This is a genomic window from Arthrobacter sp. SO5, assembly GCF_020532805.1.
In the GTDB taxonomy this organism is placed as follows: domain Bacteria; phylum Actinomycetota; class Actinomycetes; order Actinomycetales; family Micrococcaceae; genus Arthrobacter.
On the sequence record NZ_MQTQ01000027.1, the window covers coordinates 1 to 15542 of the forward strand.

Genomic DNA, 15542 nt, shown 5'->3' on the forward strand with positions numbered 1-15542 from the left:
CTGGCGGCAGGGCTGGCGCTGGGCGTGGCGCCGGCGCTGGGCGTGGCTACGGGTGGCTGGTGGCCGCGGCCGGCGAGCATGGTGGCCACCAGGGTGCCGTGCTCAGGCTTGGCGCCAATGCTCTTCTGGCCGTCGGGGCTGCCTGCCCCGGAGATGTCGACTCCGCCGGCTAGGACGCCCGCCAAATCCGCGTGCTTGCCGTCCACGCCGCTGTCGATCACGGCGACCTTGACGTTGGCGCCTTTGGAGACCTCCCACGCCTTGGTGATGCCGGACTCGGCGAGCCAGTACTCCTTGTCCCGCCAGGGGTCCGCGTGGGCCGCGGGGGCCGCCGTCAGGGCTGCCGCGAGGGTGCCGCCCGCAAGGGCCAAGGCCATCAACGCGGAGGCGGTCCGGCGGGGCCGGGCTGTTGCTCTGGTCATTCGGGTCCTATCGGCGGGACAGCGGGTGGGCTGCAGACGCGGTGGCGCTGCGCAAAGGGTGTGCGGTTCCGTTCGATCCGGGGTTGCCTCCGGCTAGCTGATACTGAGGGCGATCCCGTCAAGAATATCGTGCTCGCTGGTGACCGCCGTGCTCACCCTGCCTTCTGTGACCTGTGCCAGCCGTTCCAGCACGCGCCGCCAAACGAGTCCGCCCGCACCGATCACGTCTACCCGGCCCGCGTGCATGTAGGGAAGTGCCGAACGCTCCGCCCGCGTCATCTCCAGCAGCCCGGTACACGCCCGTCGCGCGGTTTCCATGGGCAGTTCAGTGCCGTGGATGGCCGCCGGCGAATACGCGGGGAGGTCCAGGGCGTGCGCGGTGATGGTGGTGACGGATCCAGCGACGCCGACGACGACGGTGGCGCGGTCCAGCGGGACGGTCTGCGCCGCCATATCGATGGCAGCGTCGACGTCGGCCTCCGCCGCGGCGATCTGCCCGGGTGTCGGCGGGTCGCTGAGCAAGTGGCGTTCGGTCAGGCGGACGCAGCCGACGTCGACGCTTCTGGCGGCAATGACGCCGTCGGCGTCGCCCAGGACGAATTCGGTGCTGCCGCCGCCGAGGTCGACCACGAGGACCGGATTTCCGCCGCGGGAGGGCAGCACGCTGCTGGCACCTGCAAAGGAGAGTGCGGCTTCCTCGTCGCCCGTAATGACCTCCGGTTCGACGCCGAGGAGCTCGCGGATCCCGTCGATGAACACCTGCCGGTTGCGGGCGTCCCGGGTGGCCGACGTCGCGACGAAGCGCACCTTGCCGGCGCCGTGGTGGCGAATCAGCGCGGCGTATTCGCGGACGGCCTCGAAGGTGCGGTCCAGGGCCTCCTGGGCGAATTCGCCGGTGGCATCCACCCCCTGGCCCAGACGCACGACGCGCATTTCGCGGACGACGTCGGTGAGCCGCGGGACGGTGCTCCCCTGCTCCGTGTGGACGTCCGCGATCAGGAGCCGGATGGAATTGGTGCCGCAGTCGACCCCGGCGACGCGGGTCACTGGCTGGCCCCGGTGTTTTCGGTGTTTTCGGTTTTTTCGGTTTTTTCGGTGTTTTCGGTGTTTTCGGTGGGGTCCGTGCGCGTCTTCCGGACCGGAGCAGGCCGGCCCACAATCGCCGGCAGGCCCTGCGGCCCGTGCCGGCTGAGGTCCCTGGAGGGGGTCTCGCCGCCGGTATCCCAGGCGCCGTCACAGTAGCAGCGGTCCTCGGTCCACCAGTCGCTGATGGCCGCGATGGCTTCGTCGCCGAGCGGATTCACGCCTGGACCCGCGGCAAGCGAATGGCCCACCAGGACGTGCAGGCACTTGACGCGGGCGGGCATGCCGCCGGCTGAGATGCCGTCGATCTCCGGCACGGCGCCGATCCCGGAGCGTGCTCCGGTTTCGGCGCGGGAGGCCAGGTAGGCCTCATGGGCGGCGCGGTAGCCGGCAGCCAGCTCCGGATCGGCGGTGAGCCGGTCGTTCATCCGGTTCATCAGGCCGGCGGCCTCGAGCCGCGACACCGCGGACGTGATGACCGGGTGGGTCAGGTAGAACGTGGTGGGGAACGGGGTGCCGTTGCTGAGCCGCGGTGAAGTGGCGGCGACCAGCGGGTTGCCGCACACGCAGCGGGCCGGGATTTCGACGACGTCGCGCACCGGCCGCCCGAGCTGGCGGCTCAGGACGTCGAGGTCGTGGGGCGTGGGCCGGCGGGATTCCACCGGCGTCCCTGCCGCGGGATCCGTTAAAGGGTCCCCTGCCGTGAGGTTGCGGTCCACTCGGTTCTGGTCCACTGTCGCGGCACCTTCCTGCCCTGTACGGAGTGTCCGGGGACAATCCTGCGGCGGGCGCCGCGTCTTAGTCTGTTGCCGAGCGCCGGATGGAATCCCAGAGGGAGTCCACCCAGGGCAGCTTGGCCGGGTCCTGCGCGGACCCTGCCCCGGCGGCGCCGCCGGATTGTCCGGCAGGAAGATCGCTGCCGAATACCCAGTAGCCCGTCTCACCGGGCATAACCATGTTAATCCGGTCCCGGGCCTGCTGTTTCACGTAGTTCGGATCCTGCCAGCGGGAGACCTGGCGTTTGAGGTCCGTCTGCTTCGACTGCTTGGATGAAATATCGGCCTGCAGGGCGGCGATTTCGGCACGTTTTTCGAAGAAGATCTTGACCGTGGGGGCCAGCATGATGGTGATGGCAATCATGACGACGAACAACGCCAGCATGCGCCCGGAGAAGGCTTTGGCGGGGACGGGATCGAGATTCCCCTCCGACGGTTTGCCGGAATCCGTGCGGGCGTCTTTGCCGGCCGGCAGCTTGGCCGCGGGGCTGCTGTGCTGGCCGGCCGCCTGGCGGGGCTGTCCGCTGCCCTTGCCCGGCGTGTGGGTGCTGGCGGTGCTGCCCGCCGTTGCGCGGGAGCCGAAATCGGCCAGGATAACGTCGCCGCCGTCGCCCGCGTCCGAAGACTTCGGGGCCGCAGGCGTCGCCCGGGGAACCTTGGGTCGGCGGGTAGCCATGTCACTCCTGTAATGCCCGGCCCCTGCCGGGCTGGCGTGCTGCTTTCGTCCTGACAACCGTGGCCTGCACCGGCGGCGCCCCGCGCGGTCGGCGGTCGCCAACCGTGAACGGGACCACAACAGAAACCGGCAGCCATGGTCTTTCAACCATAGCCACCGGTTCCTGGTTTTTGCGGCTGCTAGCCCTTGAAACGCGGGAAGGCGCTCCGGCCGGCGTAGCGTGCGGCGTCGTCGAGTTCTTCTTCGATGCGCAGCAGCTGGTTGTACTTGGCGACCCGCTCGGAACGGGCCGGGGCACCCGTCTTGATCTGGCCGGCGTTGGTGGCCACTGCGATGTCGGCGATGGTGGTGTCCTCGGTTTCGCCGGAGCGGTGCGAGGTGATGGTCGTGTAACCGGCGCGCTGGGCGAGGGACACGGCGTCCAGGGTTTCGGTCAGGGAACCGATCTGGTTGACCTTCACGAGCAGTGAGTTGGCCGTCCGGGAATCGATGCCGGTCTGCAGGCGCTCCGGGTTGGTGACGAAGAGGTCATCACCAACGATCTGGACCTTGTCACCGATGGCGTCGGTGAGGATCTTCCAGCCGTCCCAGTCGTTTTCGTCCAGCGGGTCCTCGATGGAAACCAGCGGGTAGTCGGCAACGAGTTCGGCGTAGTAGGCGCTCATCTCGGCGGAGCTGAGGGCCTTGCCTTCGAACTGGTAGGCGCCGTCCTTGAAGAACTCCGAGGACGCCACGTCCAGGGCCAGGGCGATGTCCTTGCCCGGGGTGTAGCCGGCATTCCTAATGGCTTCCTGGATGAGGTCCAGGGCCGCGCGGTTGGACGGCAGGTTCGGCGCAAAGCCGCCCTCGTCGCCGAGGCCGGTGGACAGGCCCTTGGCCTGCAGGACCGCCTTGAGCGCGTGGTAGACCTCGACACCCCAGCGCAGGCCCTCGGAAAACGTCTCGGCGCCGAGCGGGACAACCATGAATTCCTGGATGTCGACGTCGGAATCGGCGTGCGAGCCGCCGTTGAGGATGTTCATCAGCGGCACGGGCAGGACGTGGGCGTTCGGTCCGCCCAGGTACTTGTAGAGCGGCAGGTCCGCGGAGGCCGCTGCGGCGTTGGCGACGGCCAGGGATACGCCCAGGATGGCGTTGGCGCCCAGCTTGCTCTTGTTGGCCGTTCCGTCCAGGTCGATCATCGCCTGGTCGATGCTGCGCTGGTCGGTTGCGTCGAAGCCGATCAGGGCCGGGGCAATCTGGTCGATAACAGCGTCGACGGCCTTCTGGACACCCTTGCCGAGGTAACGGCCCTTGTCCCCGTCACGGAGTTCAACGGCCTCGTGCTCGCCGGTGGAGGCGCCGGACGGAACCGCCGCGCGGCCGATCTGGCCGTCCGAGAGCAGCACTTCAACTTCTACGGTGGGGTTGCCGCGCGAATCGAGAATCTCGCGGGCGTGGATGGCATCGATAAGCGCCATGGATATGCTCCTTTGGTGAAGCGATCTGGAATCTGACTGCTGGGAACCCAGCTGGAAATCAAGCTGAAATACCGACGTCCTCGTCGCTACCAGCGTAGTCGAGAGCGGGATGGGTTACAGAAACCTATCCAGCCCCCGGACGTCATCAGCCGGAATCATCCGGTCGACGCGGACCCCTGGACCGACTGGAAGCGGCGGATCGCGCCGCGAAGGGCGCGTTCGGCGTCGAGCCCGCTGTCCCGGGCTGCAGCCGCCACACCAAAAAGCAGGTCACCGAGTTCCTCCTCGGTGGCCGGGAGTCCGGCAGCGGTGTGGGTCTGGCCCGCAGTTGCCGGCAGGCCGGCGCGCTCGGCCCGGTCCAGCAGCTTTTGGGCCCGGGCCAGGGACGGAAGCGCGGCCGGAACGCCGTCCAGGACGTGGCCTCGTTCAGGTTTCTCGGCTTTTTTGACCGCATCCCATGTCAGGACGATCTCCTCCACTGTTGCCGGGAAGGAATCCTGCAGTGAGCCGTCGGGCCGGAAAACGTGCGGGTTGCGCCGGACCATTTTGGCGGTGAGGCCGCGGGCGACGTCGTCGAGATCGAAGGCGTGGCGCTCCTCGGCGAGCCGGGCATGGAGGACCACCTGGAGCAGGACGTCGCCGAGTTCGGACTTCAGCTCGGCGTCGCCGCCGGCCGTCTCGATGGTTTCGGCAACCTCGTAGGCCTCCTCGAGGAGGTACTCCACGAGGGATTCATGGGTGAGGGCACCCATCCAGGGGCAGTGCTCGCGCAGGGCAGCGATCGTTTCGACCAGCTCTCCGAGCTGCCCCTGGACGGGTGGATTGTCCTCTTTAGCCAAGCTCGTCGTAGAACTCGTTGATGTATTCAACGAGGGCTTCCTTCTCTTCGAGCGGCAGGAATGCTGCTTCGGCCGCGTTGAGCGTCAGTTCCAGCAGGTCATCGAGGTCGTAATCGAAGGTCTCGACCAGCAGTTCAAACTCGTCCGTGAGCGTCACGCCGCTCATGAGCCGATTGTCCGTGTTGATAGTGACGTTGAAGCCGAGCTGGTAGAGCATGTCCAGCGGGTGGCTCGCGATGCCCTCGCCGAAGCCGGCGATGGCGCCGGTCTGCAGGTTGGAGGACGGGCAGATCTCCAGGGCGATCCCACGGTCGCGGACCCAGCCGGCGAGCTCACCAAGGGTGACCATGCCGATGCTGTCGTTGACCTCGTCGGTGCCGTCGTTGAATGCCGCGTCGGGGCCTTCATCCTCGTCGAACTCAACCGTGACGTCGTCGGCGATCCGGACGCCGTGGCCCAGGCGCAGGGCCCGGCCGTCGACGAGCGCGGACTGGATGCTTTCCAGGCCGGCGGCCTCGCCGGCGTGGACGGTGGCCGGGAAGTTGTGCTCGGCCAGGTAGGTGAAGGCGTCCTTGAAGCGGGAGGGCAGGAAGCCGTCCTCGGCGCCGGCGATGTCGAACCCGACGGCGCCCTTGTTGCGGTGCCGGACTGCCAGTTCGGCGATCTCCTGGCCGCGGTCGGCGTGCCGCATGGCGGTGATGAGCTGGCCCACCTGGATATCGCGGCCGGACTCGGCGACGGCGTCCACACCCGCTTCGAGGCCCGCCTGGACGGCCTCGACTACCTCATCCAGGCCCAGGCCCTTCTGCAGGTGCTGCTCGGGGGCCCAGCGGACCTCGCCGTAGATGACGCCGTCATCGGCCAGGTCCTCGACGAATTCCTTCGCGACCCGGAACAGTCCGTCCTTGGTCTGCATGACGGCGATGGTGTGGTCGAACGTTTCGAGGTAGCGCACCAGCGAACCGGAGTCGGCGGATTCGCGGAACCACTCCCCCAGCGCGACGGGATCGGTCGAGGGCAGCGTGTGTCCCACAGCCTCGGCAAGTTCAATGATCGTGGCCGGGCGCAGTCCGCCGTCCAGGTGGTCGTGAAGGGAAACCTTGGGAAGGCCCTTCAGGTCGAAGTCAAGGTCAGGGGCAGCGTCAAGAATTATCTCAGTCACGTTCCAACCTTAGGGTCGGCGGCCATGCAATGCCAGCCGGGAAACCGCCGGTGCGGACGGTCTCAGGCTTCGGCGTCGACGGGGGCCGGCGGCGGCGGTGCCGCGGAGGCCTGAGTTACGCGGGCCTCGAGGTGGGCGGCCTTGGCATCGGCGGCCAGGACAGCTGCCCGGCTGGCGGCCGCGGCGGCGCCGCGGGTGTCGCGCCAGCGGTGGAGCCAGGTCAGCAGGTGGTCGATCACGATGCCAAGCACGATCGCGAAGGCGATGGCGATGCCGACGCCGAGCAGCGGGTGCTCGTGGACCCAGTTCCCGGCCAGGATGCCGATGCCCGCCGAGTAGGCCACCCAGGTGACAGACGCAAAAATGTCCAGGATGACGAACCGGCGCCGGGGATAGGCGGTGGTGCCGGCGATCCAGTTGACGGCCACGCGCCCCACGGGAATGTAGCGGGCCGTGAAGATCAGCATGGCACCGCGTTTGTCGAGTTCGTAGCGGGCCCAGTGCAGGGCTTTCTGGACCTTGGGTTTGCGCATCCAGCGGAAGCGCTCGACGCCGACGCGCCGGCCCAGCAGGTAGGCCATGTTGTCGCCCGCGATGGCTCCCAGTGCGCCGGCGGCCATGACGAACCACATATTGGGCTGGCCGGAGGTGACGGAGAGTGCGCCCAGGGCAACGATCAGGGTTTCACTCGGGAGGATCGGCACGAAGCCGTCGATGAAGCAAAAGACCAGCAGAATCGGGTAAATCCACCATTGACCCGCGGCGTGGAGAATAGCCTCATTGATGAATTCCACGCGGGCTGTACTCCTAGGAAAGTGATGGAAAAGCGCTCTTCAGTGTCCCACGGCGGAGAGGTATCCGCCACGTTGCGTCCGGAGAATTCCGCCCGCGTTTCCTACGGTTCCGACGGCGGGACGGACCCGGCGCCTTCCGGCAGCCTCCCGCGCACCTTGCTGACGGCGACGTCCACCACGACGCCGAGGACGATCGCGCAGATGACCGCCACGATGGCGCCGAGCAGGTGGTTTTCTTCGAACCACTGGCCGAAGAAAAGCCCGATAGCCACGGAGTAGGCCCCCCACAGCACCGCAGAGAGCGCGGTCAGCGCCATGAACCGGGGCCGCGGGTACCGGGTGGCGCCAGCCGTCAGGTTGACGGCCACCCGGCCGATGGGGACGAACCGCGCCACCAGGATCAGCGAGGCCGGCCGTTTGCGCAGTTCCCGGCCGGCCCAGCGGAAGGCCGCCTGCATCCGTGGCCGGCGCATCCAGGACCAGCGCCGCGTGCCCGTGCCCCGGCCGATCAGGTAGGCCATGTTGTCGCCCACGAAGGCGCCGGCAGCGGCGGTCGCCGCGAGGAAAACCGGGTTCGGGATGTCCGCCGTAGCTGCCACGGCGGCCAGCCCGACCACCACGGATTCACTGGGGATGGGCGGGAAGAAGCCGTCAATCACGCAGCAGGCGAACACGAGGAAGAGCACCCAGGGTTGGCCTGCTGCGGCCAGGATGAAGTCGTTGATTGCCTGCACGGTTTCCTTACAAACAACGGGGTCACTGCTGTGGTGCCAGTGTACTGCCGGCCGGGGATGCGGTCTCTCAGGCGATGCGGTCGATAATGAGCTGCTGGGCGGGCCGGGAGCCCTCCGGTGCGATCACGGCCGCGTGCTTGAGCGCTTCCTTGGCCCGTTCGAACTTCTCCGGGGTGTCCGTCAGGAGCGTCATGAGCGGCTCGCCGGCCTTGACCAGGGCGCCGGGCTTGGCGTGCATCCGCACGCCGGCGCCCGCCTGGACCTGGTCTTCCTTGCGGGCACGTCCGGCCCCGAGGCGCCAGGCGGCGACGCCGACGGCCATGGCGTCGAGTTCCACCAGCACGCCGTCGGCCGGAGCGTAGATGACCTCGGATTCCCTGGCGACCGGCAGCTTGGCGCGGGGATCCCCGCCCTGCGCCTCGATCATCCGGTTCCAGACGTCCATGGCCCGGCCGTCCCGCAGGGCAGCCCGGGGATCGGCGTCGTGGACGCCGGCACAGGCCAGCATCTCCTCGGCCAGCCGGACCGTGAGTTCGACGACGTCTTCCGGGCCTCCGCCGGCGAGTACCTCCACCGATTCCTCGACCTCGATCGCGTTGCCCGCCGTGAGGCCCAGGGGCGTGTCCATGTTGGTGAGCAGGGCCACCGTGTTGACGCCGGCGTCCTTGCCCAGTGCCACCATGGTCTCGGCGAGTTCCCGGGCCCGGGCCACGTCCTTCATGAACGCGCCGCTGCCCACCTTGACGTCCAGGACCAGCGAACCGGTACCTTCGGCGATCTTCTTGCTCATGATCGAGGAGGCGATCAGCGGAATGGCCTCCACCGTGCCCGTGACGTCGCGGAGGGCATAGAGCTTCTTGTCCGCCGGGGCCAGCCCGGCGCCGGCCGCGCAGATGACCGCGCCCACGTCCTGGAGCTGCGCCAGCATTTCCTCGTTGCTCAGCGCCGCCCGCCAGCCGGGGATTGATTCCAGCTTGTCCAGGGTGCCGCCGGTGTGGCCCAGGCCGCGGCCCGACAGCTGCGGCACGGCGACCCCGAAGACGGCCACGAGGGGTGCCAGCGGGAGGGTGATCTTGTCCCCCACGCCTCCGGTGGAGTGCTTGTCACTCGTGGGTTTCACGCTGCCGTCGGGCCGGCGCAGGCTGGAGAAGTCCATCCGTTCACCCGAGGCAATCATCGCCGCGGTCCAGCGGGAGATCTCGGCCCGGTCCATGCCGTTGAGCAGGATCGCCATGTTCAGGGCGGCCATCTGCTCGTCGGCGATGGCGCCGCGGGTGTAAGCGTCGATGGTCCAGTCGATCTGCGCTGGGCTGAGGACGCCCTTGTCCCGTTTGATGCGGATGATGTCGACGGCGTCGAACGCTTCGGTGTTGCTGGCGTGCTTTGTCGGAAGTGTCATCGGGGTTCCTCCAGGTGTTGGGGGCCAAAGGCATCGGGAAGGACCTGGTCCATGGTCCTGATTCCCTGGGTGGTCATGAGCTCCATATCGGGAGCCCGGAATTCATAAAGCAGCTGCCGGCAGCGCCCGCACGGCATGAGGACGTTCCCGCTGGCGTCGACGCAGTAAAACGCGCGGAGCAGTCCCCCGCCGGTCATCTGCAGGTTCCCCACGAGGGCGCACTCGGCGCACAGGGTCAGCCCGTAGCTGGCGTTTTCGACGTTGCAGCCGCTGACGATCCGGCCGTCCCCGGTGAGGGCGGCTGCCCCCACCGGGAACTTCGAATACGGCGCGTAGGCGTTCTTCATGGCGGACACGGCCGCGGCTTCGAGCGCGGCCCAATCGACCGGGATACCCTCCACGGTCAGCCCTTGACGTACGGTATGCCGTCGGCCGCCGGCGGCCTGGAGCGGCCGACGAGCCCGGCCACCGCGAAGACGGTCACGACGTACGGCAGCATGGCCATGAACTGGCTCGGCACGGGGGTGCCGATGATCGTCACGATGCTCTGCAGGTTATCGGCGAAACCGAACAACAGCGCGGCGAAGAACGCCCCGATCGGATTCCAGCGGCCCAGGATCATGGCCGCGAGGGCAATAAAGCCGCGGCCGCCCGAGATTTCCTTGGTGAAGCTGTCGATCGCCACGAGGGTGAAGAACGATCCACCGATTCCGGCCACGGCACCGCCCAGGGTGACGTTCCAGAAGCGGGTTGCGTTGACCTTGATGCCCAGGGTGTCGGCTGCCTGCGGGTGCTCGCCCACAGCCCGGACGCGCAGGCCCCACTTGGTCTTGAAGAGTCCGATCCAGATCACGATCACGGCGACGTACATGAGGTAGCCCACCACGGACTGCTTGAACAGGATGGGCCCGATCACAGGGATGCCGGACAGGACCGGGATATCGATGATCGGCAGCCGGCCGGGCGAGTTGTACTTCGCCTTATCGGACTGCATCACGGTGCTGAACAGGAAGCCGGTGAGGCCGGAGACCAGGACGTTGAGGACGACGCCGACGATGATCTGGTTGACCACATACTTGATGCTGAACAGGGCCAGCACCATCGAGACAAGCGCGCCCGCCACGGCTGCCGCGAGCAGGCCGGCATAGGGGTTGTGGGTCAGGCTGGCGACGAGAGCGGCAGTGAAGGCGCCGCCCAGGAGCTGGCCTTCGATGGCGATGTTCACGACGCCGGCGCGTTCGCACAGCACACCGGACAGCGAGCCGAACACGATTGGCACGGCGAGCGTCACGGACCCGGCGATGAGGCCGGCCAGCGAGATGCTGGGGGTCCGGGCACCGCCCACCACCCAGATCAGGAAGGCGACCACGAAGATGACCGTGAACACGGCCGGCAGCCAGCGCGGGGGACGCCGGTTCCTGTTCGCCTTCAGGGCCAAGGCGTAGCCCGCGAGCACCAGCAGGATCACGGAGAGCACAATCCCGGACAGGAACGCGGGGACCTCGATCGCCGGCAGCTGGAAGAAATCCCCGCCGGAGGAAACCCCGAACTTAGCGGATCCTTGCGGGCCCAGCAGGCCAAAGAAGATGAAGGCGACGACGGCCAGCACCGCCAGCGTGACCGGCAGCTTCCAGGTTACGGGCTTGCCGGACTGCGCCGGCTTGTGGTTCGTGTCCGGCTGCGGTGTTGCCTGTCCCGATTTACCCTGGCCCGATTTGCCTGGTCCCGGGACGGGCGAGGTTGCTGTTGTGCTCATGCGGCACCTCCGGTGGTTACGGCCTGCTTGGTTTTGCCGGCGGTCGCGGCCTGCTTCTTGCGCGGGTTAAGTCCGAAAATCGCCCGGACCAGGGGCGGCGCCGCGATGAACAACACAATGAGCGACTGCACCACGAGCACGATGTCGATCGGGGTGCCGGTCTGGATCTGCATCTGGACGGCGCCCGCGCGGAAGGCCCCAAACAGCAGGCCGGCGGCAAAGGTGCCCCACGGCGAGGAGCGCCCCAGCAGGGCCACGGTGATCGCATCGAAGCCGTAGGTTGCCGCGACACCGTCGGTCAGGACCTTCTCGGTGCCTGCCACCTGCGCGACGCCGGCCAGGCCGGCCAGGCCGCCGGCAATGGTCATTACCAGGACCGTAGCCCGGGGGACGTTGATGCCGGCAGTCAGGGCCGCCTTGGGGTTTGCCCCGACGGCACGGAACTCGAACCCGATGGTGGAGCGGTTTAGCAGCCACGAGACAAACACCGTGGCCGCGATGGCCAGCAGGAAGCCGAGGTGCAGCCGGTACTGGCTGCCGAAGAGCAGCGGGTACACGGCGCTGGGATCCAGGATGGGGGAAATCGGGGTGGTCTCCCCCGGGCGCTGGAACAGCTTCGTGTCGAGCAGGTAGCGCAGGAAGTAGAGGGCGATGTAGTTGAACATAATCGTCACGATGACCTCGTGGGCGCCCGTCCTGGCCTTGAGCACGCCGACGATGCCGCCCCAGACGGCGCCGCCGATGACGCCGGCCACGAGGACCAGCAGCAGGTGCAGCCCGATCGGCAGGTGCAGCGCGAAGCCGACCCAGGAAGCGAGGATGCCGGCCATGATGATCTGGCCCTGCGCGCCGATGTTGAACAGGCCCGCGCGGAAGGCCAGGGCGACGCCGAGACCCGCCGTGATCAGCGGGGTGGCGATGGTCAGCGTCTCCATGAGCGGGGCGAACTGGCCGGCCACTCCTGTCCCGCGGGGGTTGAAGATGGCACCCTGGAAGAGGGCGACGTACGAGCTCGTGGCGGCGGACCAGACGGCGGCGAAGAAATCACCGGGCCGGGCAAAGAGGTAGCCCGCCGTGCTGGCCACTACCTTGTCCGTCATGGCGATCAGCAGGCCGCCGAGGATCAGCGCCAGCAGCACTGCCAGGATGGTCACGATGCCGTTGCCGGTGAAGATCCTGCGCAGCAGCGACTCTGACTCATCCGGGCCGCCGGGGAGGGATCCGCTCTGGGCCGTGGCCGGAACCGCCGATGGCTGCATCGCGCCTCCTGCGGTCTCAAGCGAGGCGACAAAGCCGGCGTCCTCTGCTGGCTCCCTCACCTCAGCGCCCGGAGAGCGCGTCTCTGGATCCGGTTCAGCCGGGGGTCGTGGCTGTTCAATCATTGTTCTCTCCTACGGCGTTGGCTCCTGCGGCGCCGGAGGTGGACTCCTGCACGGGCCGGGCGGCCGTCGCCCGGCCGTCGGCCGGGGTCGTTGCCTGGTTCTTGGTGGCTGTGTCTGCATGCGCGCTCTCCGGGGAAAGCCCGGCCATCATGAGGCCGAGGACGTCGCGTCCGGTGCCGGCCGGAACAATGCCCACCAGCTTGCCCTTGTAGAGCACGGCGATCCGGTCGGCGAGCTCCATGACCTCATCGAGTTCCGTGGAGACGATCATCACGGGCGTGCCGTGGTCGCGCTCGGCCACGATCCGTTTGTGCAGGAACTCGATGGATCCGACGTCGACCCCTCGGGTGGGCTGGGAGGCGATGAAGAGCCGCAGCGGCCGGGAGAGCTCCCGCGCCATGACGACTTTCTGCTGGTTGCCGCCGGACAGTGTCCCCGCCGCGAGCGAGCCTGACGGGGTGCGGACGTCGAATTCATCGATCCGGGTTTTCGCGTTTTCCAGGACCTTGGCCGGGTTCATGCTGATGCCGCTGGCGAAAGGCGCCTGGTCGTAGCGGTCGAGGATCAGGTTCTCGGCGATGGAGAACGTGCCGATCAGCCCGTCAAGCGAGCGGTCCTCCGGGACGAAGCCGACGCCGGCGTTGAGGACGTCCTTGACGCTGCGGCCGACGAGCTCCTCGTCATCGAGCAGGATGGAGCCGTGGACGCGGTCCTGCAGGCCGAGGATGGCCTCGGTCAGCTCCGTCTGCCCGTTGCCCTGGACACCGGCGATGGCGAGGATTTCGCCGCGCGCAATGTCGAAGCTGATGTTGTCTACAACGTGCTGGCCGCTCGGCGCGATGACGGTCAGGTCCTTGACCTGGAAAGTTCTTTCCTGGGGATTGGCCGGGGCCTTGTCCAGGGTCAGGTTGACCGCTCGGCCCACCATCATGGAGGCGAGTTCGGTTGTCGAGGACGAGGGGCTGGCGGTGCCGACCACTTTTCCGCGCCGGATCACCGTGATGGTGTCGGACACGGCCTTGACCTCGCGGAGCTTGTGCGAAATGAAGACAATCGAGGTTCCGTGGCTCTTGAGCTGGCGCATGATGTCCAGCAGCTCTTCGGTGTCCTGCGGGGTAAGCACGGCGGTCGGTTCATCGAGGATGAGCACCTTGGCATCGCGGACCAGGGCCTTGATGATTTCGACGCGCTGCTGCACGCCGACGGGCAGGTCTTCGATCAGGGCATCAGGGTCGACGTCGAAGCCGTACCGGTCCGAAATCTCCTTGATCTTCCGGCGGGTGTCATCCAGGTTCAGGAAGCCGCCCGCCTTCGTGGTTTCCGCGCCGAGTGCGACGTTCTCGGCAACGGTGAAGACCGGGATCAGCATGAAGTGCTGGTGCACCATGCCGATGCCTGCAGCCATCGCGTCCCCCGGGCCGCGGAAGGTGACTGGTTTGCCGTCAACGAGGATTTCGCCCTCGGTGGGCTCGTACAGCCCGTACAGGACGTTCATCAGCGTGGACTTGCCAGCGCCGTTCTCGCCGAGCAGACAGTGAATCTGCCCGGGTTCAACAACCACATCGATGTGATCGTTGGCTACCAGGGAGCCAAAGCGTTTGGTGATCCCCTTGAGTTCAAGTTTCAAAACTCTGACCAATCTCGAAGTGTCCGAATCGCGGGGCCCGGACGGGACGTAGGGCCGCAGCACCAGCCTAGTGCCTGGAGCCGGGCGCGGAGCGGGGTCCGCTCAACGAAAAGCGCCACAGCCCGTGCGGTGGATGACCGGACGGGCCGTGGCGCTGGAGGAGGAAGCTAGACCTTGGGGCTGGCGGCGGATTCAACCTTCAGCTTGCCGTCGGCAATGTCCTTCTCGATCTGGAGCAGCTCGGTCTTGACGTCGGCCGGGACCTGGGATTCCATGTCGTGGAACGGGGCCAGCTGCACGCCGTCGTTCGCCAGCGTGCCAACGTACGGCGTGTTGGTGAACTTGCCTTCGGTGTCCTGCTTGACAACGGTCTCTACGGCCTCGCCCATCTGCTTCATGACGGAGGAGAGCATGATGTCCTTGTAGTCCGGCGCCGTGAGGAAGCCGTCGGAGTCAACCCAGATCAGCTTGACGTCCTTGCCTGCAGCCTTGGCTTCCTTCAGGGCCGCGCCCGCGCCCTTGCCGACCGGACCGGCGACGGGCATGACGATGTCCGCACCCTGGTCCAGGAAGTTCTGGGTGAACTGCTTGCCCTTGTCCTGCTTTTCGAAGTCACCGGTGAAGGAGCCGTCCTGCTTGGCCTTGTCCCAGCCAAGGACCTTGACGGACTTCCCCTTCTTCTCGTTGTAGTACTTCACGCCGTCGGCGTAGCCGTCCATGAAGATGGTGACGGTGGGGATCTTGATGCCGCCGAAGGTGGCAACCGTGCCCGTCTTGGTGGTGGCGGCTGCGAGGTACCCGGCGAGGAAGGCAGCCTGGGCCGTGTCGTAAATGATCGGCTTGACGTTGGCGATCGGGGTGTCGTAGCCGAAGTCGATGATGGCGAAGTGCTTGTCCGGGTTCGCCGTGGCCTGGGCCTTCGTGGCGTCGCCCAGCAGGAAGCCGACCGTGACGGTCAGGTTGCAGCCGGCTGCCACCATGGCGCGCAGGTTCGGCTCGAAGTCGTTGTTGGTCTTGGACTCAGCCTGGTTGACCTTGATGCCCAGGTCCTTCTCGGACTTCTTCAGGCCTTCGTAGGAGGACTGGTTGAACGACTGGTCGTCGAATCCACCGGAGTCGGACACGATGCAGCCCGTGTAGTTGCTGGCGGTCTTGGTGGCGCTGCTGCCCGCGTCGGGGGCAGCCCCGCAACCGGTGAGCAGGAGAGCAGCCGCACCGGCGGTGGCGACTCCGGCCATCGAACCGCGCTTGAGGGTTGCACGCAGGGAGTTCTTCAATGTTCCTCCAGGAAGAAAAGAGTAGGCGCTGCGACAGGAGTTCAATGAGTGTCTGTTGGCGGTATGGCCGCTGGAACGCTGTTTTCACTGATGGGATTCGCAGCACTGCGCCGAGGCGCACTGATGCAAGTAACTTTAGTGGCCTGGGACACGTG

15 protein-coding genes are annotated in these 15542 nt (G+C 67.1%); all 15 read right to left on the bottom strand.

Going from position 1 to position 15542, the window contains the following annotated elements; genetic code table 11:
- Nucleotides 1-422: S8 family serine peptidase (locus tag BJG92_RS04675; RefSeq protein ID WP_232082860.1), on the bottom strand; the 422-nt coding region annotated here is incomplete at its 3' end.
- 93 nt (nucleotides 423-515) lie between these two features.
- Entirely contained in the window at nucleotides 516-1469 is a 954-nt protein-coding gene (locus BJG92_RS04680; protein ID WP_232082861.1) for a Ppx/GppA phosphatase family protein, read from the bottom strand.
- Nucleotides 1466-2167 (bottom strand): DUF501 domain-containing protein, encoded by a 702-nt coding sequence (locus BJG92_RS04685; RefSeq protein ID WP_232082902.1) that lies wholly within the window; start codon nucleotides 2165-2167, stop codon nucleotides 1466-1468. The genes BJG92_RS04680 and BJG92_RS04685 overlap by 4 nt, the downstream gene beginning before the upstream one ends.
- Before the next feature lie 136 nt (nucleotides 2168-2303).
- Nucleotides 2304-2957 carry a septum formation initiator family protein gene (locus tag BJG92_RS04690; protein ID WP_232082862.1) on the bottom strand — a complete coding sequence of 218 codons (654 nt, stop codon included), beginning with the start codon at nucleotides 2955-2957 and terminating at the stop codon, nucleotides 2304-2306.
- Between the two features lie 179 nt (nucleotides 2958-3136).
- Nucleotides 3137-4417, bottom strand: coding sequence for a phosphopyruvate hydratase (gene eno, locus BJG92_RS04695; protein ID WP_232082863.1), 1281 nt, complete (start codon nucleotides 4415-4417; stop codon nucleotides 3137-3139).
- 155 nt (nucleotides 4418-4572) lie between these two features.
- Nucleotides 4573-5169: a MazG nucleotide pyrophosphohydrolase domain-containing protein gene (locus tag BJG92_RS04700; RefSeq protein WP_232082903.1), complete on the bottom strand. Its 597-nt coding sequence runs from the start codon at nucleotides 5167-5169 to the stop codon at nucleotides 4573-4575.
- 79 nt (nucleotides 5170-5248) lie between these two features.
- On the bottom strand, nucleotides 5249-6418 hold the full coding sequence (locus tag BJG92_RS04705; RefSeq protein ID WP_232082864.1) for an adenosine deaminase: 1170 nt from the start codon (nucleotides 6416-6418) through the stop codon (nucleotides 5249-5251).
- A 62-nt stretch (nucleotides 6419-6480) separates the two neighbouring features.
- On the bottom strand, nucleotides 6481-7212 hold the full coding sequence (locus tag BJG92_RS04710) for a DedA family protein (protein WP_232082865.1): 732 nt from the start codon (nucleotides 7210-7212) through the stop codon (nucleotides 6481-6483).
- Between the two features lie 101 nt (nucleotides 7213-7313).
- The gene (locus tag BJG92_RS04715) at nucleotides 7314-7946 is read right to left on the bottom strand and encodes a DedA family protein (protein WP_232082866.1); all 633 of its coding nucleotides are present in this window, start codon (nucleotides 7944-7946) and stop codon (nucleotides 7314-7316) included.
- A gap of 67 nt (nucleotides 7947-8013) precedes the next feature.
- Complete coding sequence (locus BJG92_RS04720; RefSeq protein WP_232082867.1) at nucleotides 8014-9345, bottom strand: thymidine phosphorylase; 1332 nt, start codon at nucleotides 9343-9345, stop codon at nucleotides 8014-8016.
- Nucleotides 9342-9746 carry a cytidine deaminase gene (locus tag BJG92_RS04725; RefSeq protein ID WP_308011627.1) on the bottom strand — a complete coding sequence of 135 codons (405 nt, stop codon included), beginning with the start codon at nucleotides 9744-9746 and terminating at the stop codon, nucleotides 9342-9344. Before BJG92_RS04725 ends, BJG92_RS04720 begins: the two co-directional genes overlap by 4 nt.
- A 2-nt stretch (nucleotides 9747-9748) precedes the next feature.
- Complete coding sequence (locus tag BJG92_RS04730; RefSeq protein WP_232082868.1) at nucleotides 9749-11101, bottom strand: ABC transporter permease; 1353 nt, start codon at nucleotides 11099-11101, stop codon at nucleotides 9749-9751.
- Nucleotides 11098-12483, bottom strand: a complete 1386-nt coding sequence (locus tag BJG92_RS04735) for an ABC transporter permease (RefSeq protein WP_374199758.1) — start codon at nucleotides 12481-12483, stop codon at nucleotides 11098-11100. Before BJG92_RS04735 ends, BJG92_RS04730 begins: the two co-directional genes overlap by 4 nt.
- Nucleotides 12476-14110, bottom strand: a complete 1635-nt coding sequence (locus tag BJG92_RS04740) for an ABC transporter ATP-binding protein (RefSeq protein WP_232082869.1) — start codon at nucleotides 14108-14110, stop codon at nucleotides 12476-12478. Before BJG92_RS04740 ends, BJG92_RS04735 begins: the two co-directional genes overlap by 8 nt.
- A gap of 167 nt (nucleotides 14111-14277) precedes the next feature.
- Nucleotides 14278-15348, bottom strand: a complete 1071-nt coding sequence (locus BJG92_RS04745; RefSeq protein ID WP_232082906.1) for a BMP family protein — start codon at nucleotides 15346-15348, stop codon at nucleotides 14278-14280.
- Nucleotides 15349-15542 lie beyond the last annotated feature (194 nt).

Coding starts and splice junctions, on each gene's coding strand:
- eno (WP_232082863.1), bottom strand. CDS start 4,417: ATGGCGCTTATCGATGCCATCCACGCCCGCGAGATTCTCGATTCGCGC.
- BJG92_RS04690 (WP_232082862.1), bottom strand. CDS start 2,957: ATGGCTACCCGCCGACCCAAGGTTCCCCGGGCGACGCCTGCGGCCCCG.
- BJG92_RS04735 (WP_374199758.1), bottom strand. CDS start 12,483: ATGATTGAACAGCCACGACCCCCGGCTGAACCGGATCCAGAGACGCGC.
- BJG92_RS04730 (WP_232082868.1), bottom strand. CDS start 11,101: ATGAGCACAACAGCAACCTCGCCCGTCCCGGGACCAGGCAAATCGGGC.
- BJG92_RS04700 (WP_232082903.1), bottom strand. CDS start 5,169: ATGGGTGCCCTCACCCATGAATCCCTCGTGGAGTACCTCCTCGAGGAG.
- BJG92_RS04720 (WP_232082867.1), bottom strand. CDS start 9,345: ATGACACTTCCGACAAAGCACGCCAGCAACACCGAAGCGTTCGACGCC.
- BJG92_RS04745 (WP_232082906.1), bottom strand. CDS start 15,348: ATGGCCGGAGTCGCCACCGCCGGTGCGGCTGCTCTCCTGCTCACCGGT.